Genomic DNA, 18,703 nt, shown 5'->3' on the forward strand with positions numbered 1-18,703 from the left:
TATGTCTGATAAACCCATCACTGTACTAGGGATTGAATCAAGCTGCGATGAAACCGGAGCTTCTGTTTGTCAGGACGGAACGATACTTTCAAATGTCATTGCAACCCAGGAAGTTCATCGACAGTACGGAGGTGTTGTGCCTGAACTTGCCTCACGTGCACACATGCAGCATATCGTTCCCGTTGTACAGAAAGCATTAGAAAAAGCCGGAATAAATGCCCGGCAGCTGAACGCAGTCGCATTTACCTCTGCCCCAGGCCTTATAGGAGCTTTGCTGGTCGGCTCCGGATTTGCTAAATCGTTTGCGCTCTCTTTGAATATTCCAATTATTTCTGTTCATCATATGAAGGCGCATGTTCTTGCCAACATGATTCCTGAACAGAAGCCGGATTTTCCGTTTTTATGTCTCACGGTGAGTGGCGGACATACTCAAATCGTTATGTGCTCAGCGCCAAACCAGATGGAGGTGATCGGTGAAACCATCGATGATGCAGCGGGAGAAGCTTTCGATAAATCAGCAAAGTTATTAGGTCTTCCCTACCCCGGAGGGCCGCTTATTGACAAGCTTGCAAAAACCGGCAAACCTGAGTTCATTTTTGCAGAACCGCAAATCCCCAACCTGGATTTTAGTTTCAGCGGCGTAAAAACTTCCATCCTGTATTTTTTACAGGCCCAGGAGAAAAAGGATGCAGATTTTATTAAAAAAAATCTCCCGGATCTTGCTGCTTCAATACAGGAAAGAATTATCACAATACTTCTTAAAAAAGTAAAAAAAGCAGTCGCACAAACTGGCGTCAAACAGGTTTGTCTTGCGGGCGGAGTAGCTGCAAACTCAGGTCTGAGAAATGCTTTTAAATCGTTAGGTGAAGAATCTGGTTGGAAAACTTTTATTCCCCCATTGGAATATTGCACCGACAATGCGGCTATGATCGCAATGACAGGGTACTATCAATACCTTGATGAGCAATTCAGCGATCTTTCGGTATCGCCATCAGCAAAAGCCTCCTGGTAATTCTGAAAGGTTATCTTAGTCTATGCCTAACAGTTATTTTCAATTTAAACAATTTACAGTCAATCAGGACAGATCCGCGATGAAGGTTACGACTGATGCCTGTTTATTTGGAGGTTGGATAGCTGCTCAGGAATTTTCACAGACTAAAAACATCCTTGATATCGGAGCTGGTACAGGATTGCTGATGCTGATGATTGCACAGAAATCCTGTGCTGAAATTACAGGGATTGAGATTGAAGAAAATGCATGTAATCAGTGCATCGGAAATATCAAAAGTTCTCCGTGGTCTGAAAGACTGCACGTAATTCATCTTGACATAAAAAATTATACTACAGAAAAAAAGTTTGGACTAATCATTTCCAATCCTCCTTTTTACGATAACCAGTTGAAAAGTCCTGATGCAAAAAGAAATATTGCTCATCATCAGTCTTCACTGAATTTTGAGAATCTATTCTGGAAAGTAATTTCTCTGCTGGAGCCAGATGGATTTTTCGCAGTGCTGGTTCCTGCGTCAGAAACAGGCTCCATAAAAAATATCGGTTTTCGGTTTTCCCTATCTGTGTTTGAAGAAGTGAAATTAAAACAAACGCCAGCCCATAATTACTTTCGTTCGATACTCGTATTTCAGAATAAAAAAGGTGATAAGACTATCGAAAGTGAAATCACTATAAAAGATGCAGAGCGGAATTATACTTCAGAATTCTCAATTTTGTTGAAAGATTATTACCTCCATCTGTAATCATCATTCCTTAGAACTTCCATATTCGGTTAAATATTCAAAAGGTTCCGTGATTTTACCGGCTTTAACCATCGTTGCTTTTTCAATGACTGAGTTACCTCCGCTAACCAGATCCTGAAGAATATATTTTATCAGCTGTTCACCGAAATACCTTGAAGCATCTCTGGGCAATTCGTTCGGTAGATTCCCTACAGCAACAATATCAATCGATCCATCGATATAGGGTTTTGTTTTTGAAAAATCTGTTTTACTCACTCCGTAAACAGGATCTTCAATAGTTTGATCACCGAGGTTGATGGGCACGGAACCATCAGCGTCATCAGTGATATCAGCGATCGTTGTTATTTTAAACTTTGCGTCGCGGATCAGTTCTTTTTCAAAAAGCCTCGGAATCGTTTTGTCCCAGTACACTCCGTTCATTAGGATATCAGTGCAGAATGCATATTTTTTAAAGATGCATTCATACTCTTCCGGGTGCTCATGAAAATGATTTCGGTTATAAGTTCCTGACAGTTTCTGACGATAAAGATCAGCGCCTTTTAATTGCACGTATACGGGGTAGTTAAAATCTCTTTCCAGATATTCATCCGGTTCAACCTCGTGTATGCCGACAAGATTCATGATTTCCAGAACACCATGTGCCACCCTGCCCGATCCGGTTACGGCAATCCTGATATTTGGCACTTTCAGGCCGAAATAAGTGTGTATCAGTTCACGGAAATCGCGTTGTTTGAATACGCGGTTGAGCGTGAATGATCCGGTTCTGTTTCCGTAGGCCATTAATCCGTTATGCGCTCCTACGATGCCTGCAAAAAAGCCAAATCCGATAATTCGCGTTCCATCGTCGTGTTCGAGGCATTCATAATCGATCAGGGTAATTTTCTTATCGATGATGGTTTGAAAAAGTTTGCGGTTATAGGGTTGCTGTTTTCGTGTATGTGAAAAAAACAGGTAGGTTTTGCCAGGGATCAGTTTTTCTTTGAGCACTTCTTTAATCCCAAGAAGGATATCACAGTGATCGAGGTTGGTAACTATTTCAACACCTGCCGACCGATATTCCTTATCAGAAAAACACCGAGTTTCAGAACTTTCAACTACTACTTTTACCTCATTTGAGTTTTTATGAATCCACTTACATTGCGCGGGAGTAAGAGCCACTCTGTTATCTGCCGGAATTTTTTCTTCACGGATAAGTCCTATGATAGTCATAAGGGATAAAAATAGCGCTTGCAGCCGTAACCTCAAACCTCGAAAGGTGCCAACCTGGGAGGTCTGAGACCTGCCAGGTTTAAAACCTTCTAGGTCTTAGACCTAGGAGGTTTAGCTGTACCAAGGTTGGCCTTTTGTGAGGAAAAAATGCGTGCCGGACTTTCTTAACCCCTGAGCTCGATTAAAAATCTTGCTTTCGAATGCCCAACCTGGGAGGTCTAAGACCTGCCAGGTTTAAAACCTCCTAGGTCTTAAACCTGGCAGGTATTTTTGCCAAGGTTATCACCTGTCACATAGAATTCTCCCGATTCTTTACCCGTTATTTCTGTTTTAACCATCAATTTCCTAATATTGCACCCCCATTAAGCCCGGATGGCGGAATTGGTAGACGCGTCAGACTCAAAATCTGGTATTCGCAAGGATGTGCAGGTTCGATTCCTGTTCCGGGCACAAAAAACCTCTGGTTTCCAGGGGTTTTTCTATTTGATGTAAAGTTGTTCAGGTTCCCCGCCCCCGCTGATAAGGCGCAAGCTGTTCAGATCAAACTACAGCCTGTCGGACGGGATTCCTGTTCCGGCCATTAAGTCTCCGGGAGCTATAGTTTTTTTACAATAGAGACATCTGAATACGCAATGTCTATTGTTCTAGCCGACGAATCCTTATATTGCCGCGCCATCTCACCTGGAATTCACCCTCAAAAATTTTCGAAGTCTAAGTCTTGATTATATGAACGAAAAAAAACAGTCATCGCGCCGGTCATTTATTAAATCAGGTGCCCTTGCGGCTGCGGGATTCTTTATTGTACCCCGCCATGTGTTGGGAAAAGGATTTCTCGCGCCGAGTGATCAGCTTACCAAAGCCATCATTGGAGTAGGCGGAATGGGTCGGGGTCATATTCCCTATGCCGGAACGCGCGTGGTAGCTATCTGTGATGTCGATAAAAAACACTTACAGGAAGCAGCCGCTATGGTAGATAAGGGTGTGAAAACTTTTTCCGATTACCGGGAATTGATTGTTCTGCCTGAAGTGGATATCGTACATATTGCCACTCCTCCACACTGGCATGGAATTATGGCCATCGATGCTGCTCGTGCCGGTAAAGACATCTGGTGTGAGAAGCCGATGACAAGAACCATTGGGGAAGGAAAGCGTGTAGTCGAAGCCGTTAACCAATATGGACGAATGTTCAGGCTGAATACCTGGTTCAGGTTTGAAGATAATTTCTACGGGATGGGTACAACCGTGAAACCCATCAAAAAACTGGTACAGAGTGGATTGCTTGGCTGGCCGCTGAAAGTGACCGTGAGCCGGCATACCGGCTTCGACTGGAAATTTTTCTGGGTAGGCAAAACCAACCTGGAAGCCATGCCTGTGCCCGAAGAACTGGATTACGAAATGTGGCTCGGACCAGCCATTTACAAGCCTTATCATCAGCATAGAGTGCATCAAACCTTTCGCGGATATTGGGATTATGATGGTGGTGGATTAGGCGATATGGGACAACATTATATTGACCCGATCCAGTACTTTCTCGATAAAGATGACACAAGTCCTGTTAGTGTTGAGATCGATGCCGAGCAACAGCATTATGATGCTGTTGGTACCTGGCGACGGATCGAGTACACGTATGCAGATGGATGTAAAATTATTCTGGATGGAGAAGGAAGAGATGTAAATGTTCCTTACATCGAAGGACCGAAAGGCAAATTATATCCTGGTTTCAAATCAGATATTCCGGACATCTGGAAAAAGCTGGCTGCCTTTCCGGATTCGGAGCCGCAGATCACCAGTTTCACGGAGTCAGTAAAAACCAGAAAAGTTTTTGCATTGAATGAAACAAACGGTCACAGATCCTGCACCATTGTAAACATGGGTAAGATCGCTTTACAGCTCGGACGTTCGTTGAAATTCGATCCGGTGAAGCAGGAGTTTATTGATGATGAAGCAGCAAATCGTTTGTTAAGTCCGCCGCTGAGAGCACCATGGGTCATTTAAAAGTTCGAAGTACGAATGACGAAGTATGAAAGAGAGTTTAAAGTTGTAAGGCGTAAGTAATAGGTTTTATGTTAACTATCGAAGTATTACATTACACCTGTCTCCTCTTTCTATCTCTCGTCTGATTTTTCTCGCTTCCGGAAAAAATATTTTTCAATTACAGTACTATAGTCATTGATATTCAAATGAAAAAATTAATCAGCCTTATATTGTTGTTGCTGTCTTTTCAGTCTATTCTTTTTGCCCAGGGGGACAGACGTGCGCAGAGCACAAAAATTGCTGATCTGCTGGCAAAATTTCCTGTGCAGAATAAATACCAGCAGAATAATCTTATGCAGGAAATGGCTGCTCTCGGAGGCAGTGGTCTGCTGGAAATGACTATGATGTTGTCCGCGCAGGGCAAGGGAGATAATACGAGATTACAGTATGCTTTGAATGGCTATACAAGTTATGTTTCACTTCCTGGAAATGAAAAACAAAAAGCAGAAGCAGTAAAAACTTATTGCCAGGCATTATCAAAAATGCCAGATGCTTTGGCGGCTGATTTTATTATTCAGCAACTTCAGCTGATCGGAAAGGATGATGCCGTTGCATGCCTGAAACCATTACTAACAAATTCTGCACTGGCCGGAAATGCGGCAAGGGCATTAGCTCAAATCAATACTCCTCTTGCCGAGAAAACTTTAATGACTGCTTTAAAACAGGCGAAAGGAAAGGCTTTACTTTCTGTGATTGAAGCCCTGGGATATGCAAAATATTCCCCTGCCGTTAAAGAGATTATTGCATTGACAAAATCAACTGATGCAAATGTTGCAAAAGTTTCGTTATATGCCCTTGCATCTATCGGAGACACTACAGCATCGGGTGTGTTGGAAGCTGCAGCTGCGAAACAGGGATATCGATATGACCAGACGGGTGCAACTGCCGCCTATCTCAATTATATCCGTGAAGTCAGCAACAGTGGTCGCAAAGATATTGCAGCCACTTTCGCAGAGAAGCTGATGAATAATGCTAACGGTAAAGATCAGCTGCCTGTAAAAGTTGCTGCAATGCAATTACTTGCTGAAGCTAAAGGAGATAAAGCACTACCGGTGTTGTATGATGCAGCTAAAAGTGAAGATGTTATTTACAGGACAGCAGCATTGCGTGCCACAGAAAAAATGAAAAGCCCGGGTACAAAATCTGAATGGCTAAAACAACTTTCTTCGGCTTCTCCGGGTGCGGCAATTCAACTTCTTAATTATCTTGGCAAGTCGGGAGATCCGTCATTAATGCCGGAACTGCAGAAATATTTATCAGCCTCGGATGAAGGAGTTCGGCTAGCGGCCATTAATTCAGTTGCGCTCACAGGAAAAGGGGCAGCAATTCCCGTATTAATCAATCAACTCAAAAATTCCGGAGAAGCCGAAACGAATGCAGTTAAAAATGCTCTCCTGGGGATACCATCTGCTGATATTTCCATTCCCGTCTTAAATGATTTTGATGCAGTACCGGATGCGGGCAAGGTTTCTCTGATTGAGGTGTTGGCTGCCAGGAAAGCAGATAAGTCCGCAGGAAAAATAATCGGTCTTGCGAACGGTAGCAGTCAGATAGTCCGAACTGCTGCAGTAAAAGCTTTGCCTTCGGTTGTTTCTGCAAACGATCAACAGGCTGTTTTCAATCTTGTTAAAACGGCATCCCCGGCGAATATTCCCTATCTGCAACAAGCAATGAGTGAAGCCACATCCGGCATGAAGGATACTGCTGCACGAAGTACGATTATCATTAAACAAATGCGATCTGAATCAGTTGAAAAGCAGATTTATTATCTGGAAGTATTGGCTGGTATTGGAGGTTCAGATGCATACAAAGCAATCTCCCAATCGTTCTCTACCGGAAACGATCAGGCGAAAGCTGCTGCTGTGGCAGCATTGTCGAAATCAACGTTTCCCGAAGCACCTCTTTTTCTTCTGAATATAGCAAGACAAAACACATCAGGTGATATCGCTCAACAGGCGCTTAATGGTTATATAGACCTGGTGGCAAAAAATAATTATCCTCCTGATCAGAAAGTGTTAATGCTGATTGATGCCATGGCATTAACCACTAATGATGGGCAACGTCAGCGTATTCTGCGGGAAACTGCACGCATACGCACCTTCCCTGCTCTCGTGTTCGCCGGGCAATGGCTCGATACTACGGCTGTTCAGCAACAGGCAGCGAATGCGGTGATGAGAATCGCATTATCAGATAAATCTTTTAATGGGCCTATCGTTGAAGCCTACCTCAACAAATGTATCCAGTTGTTGAGTGGCCAGGATAGTGATTATGAAAAGAAAGCTATCCGAGCCCACCTTGCTGAACTCCCTAAATCAAATGGTTTTGAAGCCATGTTTAATGGCAAAGATCTTACAGGGTGGAAAGGTTTAGTGGGCAATCCACATCAGCGTGCCACTATGCCAAAAGATACCCTGCTGAAAAAACAGGCTGCAGCAGACAAATTAATGCGAGAAGGATGGGCTGTCAAAGATGGACTGCTGATTTTTACCGGCCATGGGGACAATCTTGCAACAGAAAAAATGTACGGCGATTTTGAAATGTTTGTTGACTGGAAAATAACGCCGCAAGGCGACGCTGGTATTTATCTCCGTGGTACTCCGCAGGTGCAGATCTGGGACACTACGCGCAGGGATGTTGGAGCACAGGTAGGTTCCGGAGGCCTGTACAACAATCAGAAAAATTCTTCAAAACCATTGGTTGTTGCTGACAATGCGATTGGTGAATGGAATAATTTTCACATCATCATGAAGGGTGATAAGGTTACCGTCTATCTAAATGGCAAACTTGTTGTTGACCAGGTTCAATTAGAAAATTACTGGGACAGAAGCCTGCCCATATTTGCAAAAGAGCAGATAGAATTACAGGCACACGGAACTTATGTGGCTTACAGAAATATCTACATAAAAGAAATTACAAGACCGGAGCCATTTAAGTTGAGTACTGAAGAAATCAATGAGGGATATAAAGTATTGTTTGATGGTTCAGATCTGAGTCAGTGGGTTGGCAATGTGAAAGATTATGTTATTGAAGGCAGCGACCTTGTTGTAAAACCCGGTGATGGAAGTGGCGGAAATCTTTTTACAAAAGATGAATATGGCGATTTTGTGTTCCGTTTCGAATTTCAGTTGACACCAGGTGCAAATAATGGTTTGGGTATTCGTGCACCTTTGGAAGGTGACGCAGCCTATACGGGAATGGAATTACAGATTCTCGATAACGAAGCTGAGATATACAAGAATCTGAAGCCCTATCAATATCATGGGTCTGTTTACGGTGTTATACCAGCGAAAAGAGGATATCTTAAACCACTGGGTGAATGGAATTATGAAGAAGTGACTGTTCGCGGAACGAAAATCAAAGTTGTTTTGAACAATGAAGTGATACTCGACGGCGATATTGCTGATGCTGGTGCAAATGGTACGATGGATAAACAAAATCATCCCGGGCTAAAAAGAGCGAAAGGCCATATCGGATTTCTTGGTCATGGATCAGTAGTGCGATTCAGAAATATAAGGGTGAAGAGCATGGATTGATATCATACCGGGAAAGAGTATCGACTGAAGAAGTTCAACCTATCGGGCAAAATTTTTAATAATCCGATACATTTCATTGCCAAAATAAATCTGACCTGCAGCGGTGATATGCAGGTTATCAGGATGCATCGGCACCCCATCAAGATTGATTGTGTAGATATTCGGATCATTAACTGACATAGATCTTTTGGCCGATTCAACTTCCCGGTTAAATGCCCTGGAATTCGATGGGATGCTTCCCATTACAATTGGTAAGTGTGGATCTTCAAATACATTTTCCCGGAAAAATGTAAACAATCGATCCGTTCTTTCCCGATACAATGATCCCATCGCAACATCACCTTCCCCCTGGTGCCACATCAGTACTACGGGTTTTACAAAGTATCCACGCCCGTTCCACATGGCTTTGAATGCTGCCCAACGGGTAACAAGTGAATCTGTAATTCGGATCTTTCCAGGAACTACGGAGTCCTGGGGTACAATCCAATTCCCGGTGGCGCCACGATAAGGACCTATCGATGTGCCACCCAGTGTGCATTTGAAATGGACAACGCTATCACCGAAATTTCCGAGCCTTATTGAATCAAAAACTTTTTTTACTACGATATCTCCGCCCCAGAATCTCGGTACACCAACGGATGCTCCTCCATTATACCTGTCAACTTCATAAGGACGCATTGTGCGATCAGGCCAGTTAAATATTTCAACGCCGGGCACCTGTCCAAGCTTATTTCGATAAGGAAGCGAATCGCCATGTGCTCGACCATCTGCATTCGATTGCCCTCCTGAAATGTATACGAAAACTGTATCGACGAAAGGGCCCGAAGGAATGACGATATTCATGCGATCTTTCGCAATATGACCGGTTGCATCAGTTACGGTCACTTCTATCCGATGAGTTCCAGGTTTAAGGTTTGTGAGATTTGTAGACGAATCCTCCGCATTGCTGAATGCCGGCGTTCCCGGACCATACAAATGTGCCCAGGAATATGATTTAATTTCACCTGTCGGAGTTTTCACTTTTGCGCAAAGCAATGTGGACTTTGTATCGGGAGACAAAGATTGATCATTTCCAGCATCGACAAAGAGTGTATCCTTTGGTTTAGCAACCCTTACCGGTGGTTTCTGGGTTACAGACTGATCTGTTTTCTTAGTTGTATTGTCCTTCTTCGAAGTCTGCGAAAAAACCTGTATAGATAAAAGGGATAGTAAAATGCAGAAAAAGGATTTCATCGATAGATATGGTTTTTGCTGATTCGATATCAGATTTGACGGTTGCAAATCGTCAAAGTTAAGTCACCGCATAGTTTTGCATTTTTATAACAATATTTGTGCCTTTTCATCTTCATTGTCTACAGTTTTTTTGCTGTATTAATTGTTATTATCTGTTAGTTTTTCCAATTGTTTGATTGTGTTTGGATTTTATTTTTATGTTGTAATAAAAATGGCTGAACCTAAAACACATACAACATTTGAATACATAACTGGAACATTCAGTTTGATAATCGCAATAACTTCTTTGGTACCAGAGCAGAAAAATTTGAAATAAAAAATAGAAACTTGAACTTTTGGGAAGTTAGCTTTGAAGCAGGGTCAAAACAAGAGAACTTTGAAAGGGAGATGAAATAATCCTAATTTTCAAACCTTTGAGACTTCCTCCAGCCCCAATACTTGATATGGCCTTCCCTTGTCAATCGGTTTCTGGTGAAGGCATCTATCAAAGTATTAGTATCAATCCACAATACGAAATTCTAGTCCAAAATCCCGACGACTAAAAATTTTCTGTGACTGTGAAATTGGTTTTGGCGGTTAATGTTTGGATTGGACCGCGATAATTTCCAGTAATTCAATCTCGGTTTTTTCCATTCTTTTTAGGATTCGGATAATCATTCATAATTTAAATCAGGGTAATTGACGCTTTTGCAAAGCCATTTTTATGACGGAATAAAAATACTAACGGCCATATTGAATTACTTGATTATTGGTCTGTATTACTTTTTAGAAATATCTGGTTGAAAAGTTTTAATTGATGTTGTCGACTCGATGGTATTGTCAAACACTCAAAAAGCTATCATCCAAGTTGCCATTCCGGACGGATGTAGTGACAGGTATACCCATGCGGATGTTTCTGCAGATAATCCTGGTGTTCTTCTTCTGCATCCCAGAAGTCTGTTGCCGGGACAACTTCAGTAACAATCTTACCAGGCCATTTTTTCGAAGCTTCCATTTCTGAAATTAGTTCCCTGGCAATCTTCTGTTGCTCTTCATTCTGAAAAAAGATCGCAGACCGGTAAGAGGTCCCGATATCATTACCCTGGCGATTTCTGGTGGTAGGATCATGGATCTGAAAAAAGAATTCCAGTAAGTCACGGTAGGAAATCTCATCCGCATCAAATGTCACTGCAATTGCTTCCGCATGGTTTCCGTGATTACGGTAAGTTGCATTTGGAACATTACCTCCGGTATATCCCACTACAGTTTTTTTGACACCCGGTAATGCCCGAATTAATTCCTCCACGCCCCAAAAACATCCCCCGGCCAAAATTGCTTTTTCTGCTTTCATGAAATGAAATTAAGATTGTTTTCAATTCGCCGAGTCCAGGTAAGATTATGCCTGGAAGTATTAACTCTGAACTTTGAAATTAAACTTGCCGGGAGGAGCTACACTTGCAACTGTTTCATTGGCTGGAGATTGTATAAAATCAACAATTATCCTTCATGATAACCGTTGATAACCTGAAAATGGTTTGATAGAAATCAGCAGGTAACAGAATTAAAGTCAGATACAGTAATCCTGATAAATCCTAACTTTACCGGCCATTGATTAGTATCAGCTTAATTACCAGCTGCTTAACCGCGGAATTATGGAACATTTGCTCGCCGAAATTCTGAAAAGTCAAGTATCACCGGATGCATGGACCTGGCTCGAAGACCAGGCACAACAAATCAGAACTGAACCCGGTGCTGCCAAACTGAATCATTGTTTTGTTTTAATCCCCAGGAAAACAGGTAAAAAACCAATCACTCCAACTTCTGCTCAACTGGTTGAACTGGAGAAAAATCTTCCCGGAGCTGGATTACAGGATTGGACAGCTGATCGTCTGGCTCGTGTGTGGATACTGACGCAGATCGATACTTCCAGTTCCGACACCTATGTTCGAAAGATCGAGCAATTATTTCTCACTGCGGAAATGAATGAGTTGGTTGCGTTGTACAGTGCATTGCCGTACTTGAAGTTTCCTGAGCGTTGGGTGCTTAGATGTTCCGAAGGAATAAGGAATAATATAGCGACTGTGCTGGAAGCTGTGATGTACGAAAACCCCTACCCTGCGCAATGGCTTTCTGAATCCGCCTGGAACCAGTTGGTGATGAAAGCATTTTTTACAGATAAAAATGTTGACAGGATAACGGGCCTGGACAAGCGCGCAAATCAACATCTAGCTGATATTTTGACCGACTATGCGCATGAACGCTGGCAGGCCCACCGCAAGGTGAATCCACAGCTTTGGCGCCTGGTAAGTCGTTTCATTAATAACAATAATTTTTCAGATCTGCGCAAAGTGTACAGTGAAGGCGACCACGTAGAGAAAAAAGCGGCTATACTTGCCTGTTCGCAAAGCGAATTTGCGCCGGCGAAGCAGCTGGTAGCAGAGGCTGCCGGAACTACTAATATACTCGAAACACTAAGCTGGAAAAGCCTGATCAACGAAAGTTTATAATCTCCAAATAATTAATTCAATTGCGATGTGCCACGACCCTTCCAAAAGAATAAAGGAAACTGAAGAAACATATACTCCTGCCAATTTTGATAATATCCGCGGGATGAAGTTTTTTGATCCGCATATCCACATGACATCGCGGACGACAGATGACTACCAGGCAATGGCAGATGCGGGCATTACTGCGATCATCGAACCAGCTTTCTGGCTCGGCCAGCCACGAACCGGGATCGATACTTTCCGTGATTATTACAGCAGCTTGCTGGGTTGGGAAAGATTTCGGGCGTCCCAGTTTGGTATCAAACATTATTCTACCATCGGATTGAATTCGAGAGAAGCAAACAATGTCTCTCTTGCCGAGCAGGTGATAGAGTTGCTCCCACTTTTCATTTATAAAGAAGGTGTTGTTGGAATTGGAGAAATCGGGTTTGATGATCAGACGGAAGCAGAAGAAAAATACTATCGCATTCAACTGGACATGGCGAAAGAAGCTTCTTTACCTGTACAGATTCATACGCCGCATCGCGATAAAAAAAGAGGAACGCAACGAAGCATGGATATCGCTGTTGAGCATGGTCTTGACCCATATACGGTAATTGTCGACCACAATAATGAAGAGACAGTAAAGGAAGTATTGGACCGTGGTTTCTGGGCTGCATTCACCATATATCCGTTTACAAAAATGGGTAATGAAAGAATGGTTGAAATAGTAAAACAGTACGGTACGGAAAGAATCATGATCAATTCCGCTGCAGACTGGGGCATAAGCGATCCGCTTGCAATTCCCAAAACAGCTTCTTTGATGAAGTCAAGAGGAATTTCTGATGCAGATATTGAAATGGTTACCTATCGGAATGCCATAACCGCTTTTGGACAAAGCGGTCAGATCGACGAAGCTGATTTCGCTTTGGTAAAATATATTGATCAGTCGCAAAAGTTCAGTGGTAACACCGTTTTGCGAGGTGGCCAGGCTCCAAGAATCGATAAATCTTCCATCATCATAAATTAAAAAAAATATTGAGCAGGATTAAAGCCATGCTTCAGCTGATGCGGCCAGCCAATATTGTTACCGCAGTTTCAGATGTTCTTGCCGGAATCGCCATTTCCGGCTTTTTGCTTTTGGACATGGAGAAGGACGTCAGCTGGCAACCCGTGTTGCTTCTTTGTCTATCGACGATTGGGTTGTACGGAGGCGGAGTTGTTTTTAATGATGTTTTTGATGCAGAACTCGATAAAAAAGAAAGACCTGAGCGACCTATCCCACGTGGTGACGTAACCATAAACCAGGCTTCAATTTTAGGATTATTATTGCTTGTAGGAGGCATTCTGGCTGCCTTCCGATGGCAATTGACCTCTGGTCTGCTCGCTACGGGAATTGCTGTTGCCGCCCTGGTTTATGACAAATATTCAAAACATCATAAGATTGCAGGTCCGTTGAATATGGGGCTTTGCAGAGGCCTGAATTTGTTGCTTGGGATCAGTGTGGTTCCACTTGGGGTGCAGAGTTGGTGGTGGTTGGGTACCATTCCCATAATTTACATCGCAGCAATTACTTTAATCAGCCGCGGCGAGGTTCATGGCGGCTCCAGAAAACATATTTACCTGGCTGCCGTTATGTATGCTGCTGTGATTATTAGTATCGCGTTATTTGCTGGTAATTATGCGGGGCAAGAGAATTTGAATAAAAAAATTGGATGGGGTTGGGACATCACAAATTTTGTTTGGTGGAAACCAATGGCCTTTACTATTTTGTTTCTGGCTTTATTTAGTATGATGATATATATACCGCTCGTCAAAGCGATGAAGCAACCAAATGGTCCTAATATCGGAAAATCCGTAAAGGCAGGAGTACTCGGGCTGATTTTGATGAATGCATCCTGGGCTTGTGCAGTAGGTCAACTGCCGCTTGCATTTATCATGTTATTGTTATTGCCGCTTTCAATAATTTTGGCTAAGGCATTTGCCGTAACCTGAGCTTGGCAATTAACAGAATACTATTCGAAAAAAATGTGCTGAATTGTAAATTTGCGTATGAATTACCTCGAGCAGAGATTTAGTGTTCAATTCAATTACAAGGTTTTTTTTACTTCGGACTTGTTTGCAGAATCAAACAAATTACTGGAGAATTTTCTTGCTGAAAGAAAAGAAAGTGGCACTGAGGCGAAAATTTTATTTGTCCTTGACGAAGGCCTGGTCACTGCCAACCCTTCCATCCCACAAAAAATCAGGAATTATTTCAGTAATGCTGATTCTTTTCAACTGGTTTCTGATCTGATCATTGTTCCCGGTGGTGAGGCTGCAAAAAACAATAATATCTATTTTAACCAGATTCTGGAAGCCGTACACAATCATGGTATTGACCGACACTCCTACCTCATTGCAGTTGGTGGTGGAGCTGTTTTGGACTTAGCTGGTTATGCCGCAGCTGTTGCTCACAGAGGTATAAAACATATCCGCGTGCCAGGAACCGTATTATCTCAGAATGATTCCGGCGTTGGCGTGAAAAATGGCATCAATTATTTTGGAAAGAAAAATTTCTTGGGAAGTTTTGTTCCGCCTGTTGCCGTTTTCAATGACGAACAATTGTTATTGAGTCTCGATACCCGCAACTGGCGTTCGGGGATATCAGAAGCCATAAAAGTAGCCCTGATAAAAGATGCTGACTTCTTTTACTGGATCGAGGATAATGTGGCAGCATTAAAAGACCGTAATCTGAATGTGATGAACCAGCTGGTGAAGAGATGTGCGGAATTACATTTAGAACATATATCCGGCGGAGATCCTTTTGAGTTAGGCTCTTCGCGCCCATTGGATTTTGGTCACTGGAGTGCACATAAGCTTGAGCAGCTTTCTCAATTTACTGTTCTTCACGGGGAAGCAGTAGCCATGGGAATTGCACTGGACACTTTGTACTCTGCAATTTCGGGTAGGCTTGACGGTGACAAGGCGCAACGAATTATTCAGTTGATCCGCGATCTTGGGTTCGAGATAACTCATCCATTGATGCAGGTGAAAGAGTCCGGTTCTCCCCTGCTGCAGGGCCTGGAAGAATTCAGGGAACACCTTGGCGGTAGATTGACAATAATGTTACTTAGTGATATCGGTAAAGGCGTGGAAGTAAATGAAATGGATCCGGGATTGCTGGAACAGGCGGGAGAACAACTTCATGCCATCAGTGGAGCCGGTTATTCAAGAAAGGTCACAGCCTGATTCCTTTCCGGTTTTTTCTTGGTACTTTTTTTCAGAAATTCATTCTATTCCTGTTTATGTACACCAAACACGGACATCTCAGCTATTGCACCAATATACATGCGGGTGAAAACTGGACCGATCATTTTGATGCGTTGACAAAATATTTTCCGGAAATAAAACAAGCAGTTTCTCCTGATGAGCCCATGGGCATTGGACTTCGTTTATCAAATATTGCAAGCGAAGAACTGATCAAGACGGCAAATCTTGAAGAGTTCCGCAACTGGCTGAAAGATCAGAAAGCGTATGTATTCACGATGAATGGTTTCCCTTATGGTGGATTTCATCATACCAGGGTTAAAGAACAGGTGCATGCACCCGATTGGACGACCCGGGAACGGGTAACGTATACGAAACGGTTATTTGATATACTCATGAATCTTTTGCCGGAAGGAATGGAGGGTGGCGTATCTACATCTCCGATCAGTTATCGTTATTGGTTTGAAAACGATGCTGCGCAGCAAAAAGCACGCGAAACCGGAACAGCCTGCATTGCTGAAATAGCCCTGTATCTCGTCCAGATTGCCAATTTTTCAGGAGTGGTTATGCATCTGGATATCGAACCTGAGCCCGATGGGATTTTAGAAACCGGAACAGAATTTCTCGAGTGGTTTAATAATGAATTGCTAGCAGTAGCGGTGCCTCTGATACAAACTGAATTTGATGTTCCGACCCATCACGCAGAAGAAATGGTGAAAACGCATATCCGTATCTGTTATGATGTTTGTCATTTCGCTGTTGGGTATGAACCCCTGACAGAGATGGTTGAAAAATTCAGGGAGAATGGAATTAAGATTGGAAAGATCCAGGTGAGTGCCGCTTTGAAAGCCATACTTCCTGCGCATCCAGATACAAGGAAATCCGTTATTGATGCTTTCAGAAAATTTAACGAACCTGTGTACCTCCACCAGGTCGTTGCAAAGAATAATGGGCATATCAAAAGATACAGGGATCTTCCTGATGCTCTAAACGATGCTCAACCAGCGACCGAAACTGAATGGCGGGCACACTTTCATGTACCCATAGCCGAAAAGAAATTTGGTGACCTGGAATCCACACAGGATGCGATTACAGAAGTTTTGGAATTACAAAAAAAATCTCCTTTTACTCATCAGTTGGAAGTAGAAACATATACCTGGGAAGTTATTCCGGGGCAGCTCCGTTTACCTATTGAACAATCCATCATCAAAGAACTGAATTGGGCAAAATCAATCCTTGAAAACTAAACCTTGCATCATTGCACATGAAGAAAACCGTCGTTATTGATATTGTAGGGTTATCAAATTCTGTAATCGGAGAATACACACCTTTTATTTCCGGGTACATGGCGAATCATCCTGCAACAACCATTCGTCCTATGTTACCTGCAGTGACTACTGCTGTCCAATCCACTTTCGTAACAGGGCTTTGGCCATCTGAAACAGGCATCGTTGGAAACGGTTGGTACGATCGTATTGATTCAGAAATTAAATTCTGGAAACAGTCAAACAAACTTGTTAATGGTGAAAAGATATGGGACAAAGCAAAAAAGCTCGATCCTTCTTTCACCTGTTCATATATGTTCTGGTGGTACAATATGTATTCAACTACGGATTACAATGTAACTCCAAGACCTAACTACCTTGCAGATGGAAGAAAGATGCCGGATTGTTATTCACATCCGGCTGGGCTCAGGGATGAACTGCAGCAAAAATTCGGTCAGTTTCCATTGTTTCAGTTCTGGGGGCCAGGGGCAGATATTAAATCAACCCAATGGATAGCCGAAGCTTCGGTTTACACTGATCAGAAATACAACCCGACACTTACTTTTATTTATCTCCCTCATCTGGATTATTGTCTGCAGAAATTCGGACCTGATTTTTCAAAAATTTCAAAGGATCTTAAGGAAATAGACCAGGTTGTCAGCAAGCTGGTCGGCTATTATGAAAGCCATGGTGCTTCAGTGATTTTACTTTCTGAATATGGAATCGCACCCGTCAACAATCCGATTCATATCAATCGTGTGTTGCGTGATTTAGGGCTATTGCAGATCCGTGAAGAACGAGGTCTTGAGTTGCTGGATGCTGGTGGTTCAAAAGCATTCGCCGTTGCCGATCACCAGATTGCGCACATATATATCAATGATCCCTCCGTTCGGGGCAAGTTGCTTGACAAGATTAGTACCATACCTGGAATTAAACATATCCTGCATAAAGAGGCACAGAAAGCATATCATATCGATCATGAGCGTTCGGGGGATTTTGTACTTGTTGCAGAAAACGGCAGCTGGTTTACCTATTATTTCTGGCTGGATGATAACAAAGCACCTGACTATGCGAGGTGTGTAGACATTCATAAGAAGCCTGGATATGATCCGGTGGAAATGTTCATGAGTTCCAAACTTCGTGCAGGGTATAAACTTCTCAGGAAAAAAGCAGGATTTCGTTATGTGATGGATGTGATTCCGCTCGATGCGCAACTGATAAAAGGCTCGCATGGAAATATTGGTGAGGCGTCAGAATATCATGCAGTTATTGCGGCTGACAAATTGCAGAACAAGGCTGAGATTGATGCTACACAGGTATATGACATTATCTGGAAAACTTTGACTGATGAGGATCCTGTGGTTGCATGATTACGGGTAAAAATCCTATCTTGAATAATATCAATTTCTGAAAAATATCAACCCTCCAAAATGATCAGAAAAATCCTCATTGTATTGATTGTCCTGTTGATAATCGCACAATTTTTCAGGCCGGAAAAAAATCAATCAAACGATAATACTTATCATATTTCAACCAAATATGCTCTACCGGCAAATGTGGAGCAGGTATTGAAGGACGGATGTTACGATTGTCACTCCAACTATACAGAATATCCGTGGTATTCGCAGGTACAACCAGTCGCTGCATGGATGAATAATCATGTTAAGGAAGGGAAAAGTGAATTGAATTTTTCAAACTTTACACAAAGGAAAATCGCAGGGCAGAATCACAAGTTTGAAGAAATTATCGAAACGGTAAAGGAACATGAAATGCCTTTAAGTTCTTATACCTGGCTCGGAATGCATCCGAAAGCAAAACTCAGTGATGAGCAACGTCAGACACTTGTTAATTGGGCGCAGGCTCAGATGGATATGCTCAAAGCACAATATCCTGCTGATAGCCTTGTAATAAAACGTCCCCCTCCTACGCCGGCTAAATAGAATTTTCGCCCGCAGATTGTCGCT

14 protein-coding genes and 1 tRNA gene are annotated in these 18,703 nt (G+C 42.6%); 12 read left to right on the forward strand and 3 right to left on the reverse strand.

Translation table 11 applies throughout. The annotated features are described in order from the left end of the window. Position 1 precedes the first annotated feature (1 nt). Both tsaD and P2W82_RS03185 read left to right on the forward strand, forming a co-directional pair. A complete protein-coding gene (gene tsaD / locus P2W82_RS03180; RefSeq protein WP_336514387.1) occupies positions 2-1,012 on the forward strand; it encodes a tRNA (adenosine(37)-N6)-threonylcarbamoyltransferase complex transferase subunit TsaD in 1,011 nt (336 codons plus the stop codon). Between the two features lie 22 nt (positions 1,013-1,034). Further along, complete coding sequence (locus P2W82_RS03185) at positions 1,035-1,751, forward strand: tRNA1(Val) (adenine(37)-N6)-methyltransferase (protein WP_336514388.1); 717 nt, start codon at positions 1,035-1,037, stop codon at positions 1,749-1,751. Positions 1,752-1,754: 3 nt separating this feature from the next. Here P2W82_RS03185 and P2W82_RS03190 read toward each other — a convergent pair whose 3' ends face one another. Then, positions 1,755-2,960: an NAD(P)-dependent oxidoreductase gene (locus P2W82_RS03190; protein WP_336514389.1), complete on the reverse strand. Its 1,206-nt coding sequence runs from the start codon at positions 2,958-2,960 to the stop codon at positions 1,755-1,757. 366 nt (positions 2,961-3,326) lie between these two features. Here P2W82_RS03190 and P2W82_RS03195 point away from each other — a divergent pair. The 3 genes from P2W82_RS03195 (at position 3,327) to P2W82_RS03205 (ending at position 8,527) form a co-directional block, all read left to right on the forward strand. Continuing rightward, positions 3,327-3,410 (forward strand) — tRNA-Leu (locus P2W82_RS03195). A gap of 276 nt (positions 3,411-3,686) precedes the next feature. Further along, the gene (locus tag P2W82_RS03200) at positions 3,687-4,955 is read left to right on the forward strand and encodes a Gfo/Idh/MocA family oxidoreductase (protein ID WP_336514390.1); all 1,269 of its coding nucleotides are present in this window, start codon (positions 3,687-3,689) and stop codon (positions 4,953-4,955) included. Between the two features lie 185 nt (positions 4,956-5,140). Beyond that, on the forward strand, positions 5,141-8,527 hold the full coding sequence (locus P2W82_RS03205) for a DUF1080 domain-containing protein (RefSeq protein ID WP_336514391.1): 3,387 nt from the start codon (positions 5,141-5,143) through the stop codon (positions 8,525-8,527). 39 nt (positions 8,528-8,566) lie between these two features. Here the strand turns inward: P2W82_RS03205 and P2W82_RS03210 are convergent, their stop codons facing one another. Both P2W82_RS03210 and msrA read right to left on the reverse strand, forming a co-directional pair. Continuing rightward, positions 8,567-9,760, reverse strand: coding sequence for a sialate O-acetylesterase (locus tag P2W82_RS03210; RefSeq protein WP_336514392.1), 1,194 nt, complete (start codon positions 9,758-9,760; stop codon positions 8,567-8,569). A gap of 838 nt (positions 9,761-10,598) precedes the next feature. Continuing rightward, on the reverse strand, positions 10,599-11,090 hold the full coding sequence (gene msrA / locus P2W82_RS03215) for a peptide-methionine (S)-S-oxide reductase MsrA (protein WP_336514393.1): 492 nt from the start codon (positions 11,088-11,090) through the stop codon (positions 10,599-10,601). A 301-nt stretch (positions 11,091-11,391) separates the two neighbouring features. On the opposite strand from msrA, the gene P2W82_RS03220 reads away from it, so the two are divergent. Genes P2W82_RS03220 through P2W82_RS03250 form a run of 7 tightly spaced genes read left to right on the forward strand, consistent with a single transcriptional unit; the run spans position 11,392 to position 18,679 of the window. Continuing rightward, on the forward strand, positions 11,392-12,246 hold the full coding sequence (locus P2W82_RS03220; RefSeq protein ID WP_336514394.1) for an EboA domain-containing protein: 855 nt from the start codon (positions 11,392-11,394) through the stop codon (positions 12,244-12,246). 25 nt (positions 12,247-12,271) lie between these two features. Further along, positions 12,272-13,255 carry a TatD family hydrolase gene (locus P2W82_RS03225; protein WP_336514395.1) on the forward strand — a complete coding sequence of 328 codons (984 nt, stop codon included), beginning with the start codon at positions 12,272-12,274 and terminating at the stop codon, positions 13,253-13,255. 8 nt (positions 13,256-13,263) lie between these two features. After that, positions 13,264-14,220 (forward strand): UbiA-like protein EboC, encoded by a 957-nt coding sequence (eboC, locus tag P2W82_RS03230; protein WP_336514396.1) that lies wholly within the window; start codon positions 13,264-13,266, stop codon positions 14,218-14,220. A gap of 57 nt (positions 14,221-14,277) precedes the next feature. After that, a complete protein-coding gene (locus P2W82_RS03235) occupies positions 14,278-15,456 on the forward strand; it encodes a 3-dehydroquinate synthase (protein WP_336514397.1) in 1,179 nt (392 codons plus the stop codon). Positions 15,457-15,512: 56 nt separating this feature from the next. Further along, entirely contained in the window at positions 15,513-16,721 is a 1,209-nt protein-coding gene (gene eboE, locus P2W82_RS03240; RefSeq protein ID WP_336514398.1) for a metabolite traffic protein EboE, read from the forward strand. Positions 16,722-16,738: 17 nt separating this feature from the next. Beyond that, positions 16,739-18,109 (forward strand): alkaline phosphatase family protein, encoded by a 1,371-nt coding sequence (locus tag P2W82_RS03245; protein WP_336514399.1) that lies wholly within the window; start codon positions 16,739-16,741, stop codon positions 18,107-18,109. Between the two features lie 60 nt (positions 18,110-18,169). Then, entirely contained in the window at positions 18,170-18,679 is a 510-nt protein-coding gene (locus tag P2W82_RS03250; protein ID WP_336514400.1) for a heme-binding domain-containing protein, read from the forward strand. Positions 18,680-18,703 lie beyond the last annotated feature (24 nt).

Origin of the sequence: Pollutibacter soli (assembly GCA_029269725.1) — a bacterium.
GTDB classification, from domain to species: domain Bacteria; phylum Bacteroidota; class Bacteroidia; order Chitinophagales; family Chitinophagaceae; genus Pollutibacter; species Pollutibacter soli.

What these genes read in the sequence shown, in the direction of transcription:
- P2W82_RS03185 (WP_336514388.1), top strand. Translation starts at nt 1,035, where the DNA reads ATGCCTAACAGTTATTTTCAATTTAAACAATTTACAGTCAATCAGGAC.
- P2W82_RS03200 (WP_336514390.1), top strand. Translation starts at nt 3,687, where the DNA reads ATGAACGAAAAAAAACAGTCATCGCGCCGGTCATTTATTAAATCAGGT.
- P2W82_RS03225 (WP_336514395.1), top strand. Translation starts at nt 12,272, where the DNA reads ATGTGCCACGACCCTTCCAAAAGAATAAAGGAAACTGAAGAAACATAT.
- P2W82_RS03205 (WP_336514391.1), top strand. Translation starts at nt 5,141, where the DNA reads ATGAAAAAATTAATCAGCCTTATATTGTTGTTGCTGTCTTTTCAGTCT.
- tsaD (WP_336514387.1), top strand. Translation starts at nt 2, where the DNA reads ATGTCTGATAAACCCATCACTGTACTAGGGATTGAATCAAGCTGCGAT.
- msrA (WP_336514393.1), bottom strand. Translation starts at nt 11,090, where the DNA reads ATGAAAGCAGAAAAAGCAATTTTGGCCGGGGGATGTTTTTGGGGCGTG.
- P2W82_RS03250 (WP_336514400.1), top strand. Translation starts at nt 18,170, where the DNA reads ATGATCAGAAAAATCCTCATTGTATTGATTGTCCTGTTGATAATCGCA.
- P2W82_RS03245 (WP_336514399.1), top strand. Translation starts at nt 16,739, where the DNA reads ATGAAGAAAACCGTCGTTATTGATATTGTAGGGTTATCAAATTCTGTA.
- eboE (WP_336514398.1), top strand. Translation starts at nt 15,513, where the DNA reads ATGTACACCAAACACGGACATCTCAGCTATTGCACCAATATACATGCG.
- P2W82_RS03220 (WP_336514394.1), top strand. Translation starts at nt 11,392, where the DNA reads ATGGAACATTTGCTCGCCGAAATTCTGAAAAGTCAAGTATCACCGGAT.
- P2W82_RS03210 (WP_336514392.1), bottom strand. Translation starts at nt 9,760, where the DNA reads ATGAAATCCTTTTTCTGCATTTTACTATCCCTTTTATCTATACAGGTT.
- P2W82_RS03235 (WP_336514397.1), top strand. Translation starts at nt 14,278, where the DNA reads ATGAATTACCTCGAGCAGAGATTTAGTGTTCAATTCAATTACAAGGTT.
- P2W82_RS03190 (WP_336514389.1), bottom strand. Translation starts at nt 2,960, where the DNA reads ATGACTATCATAGGACTTATCCGTGAAGAAAAAATTCCGGCAGATAAC.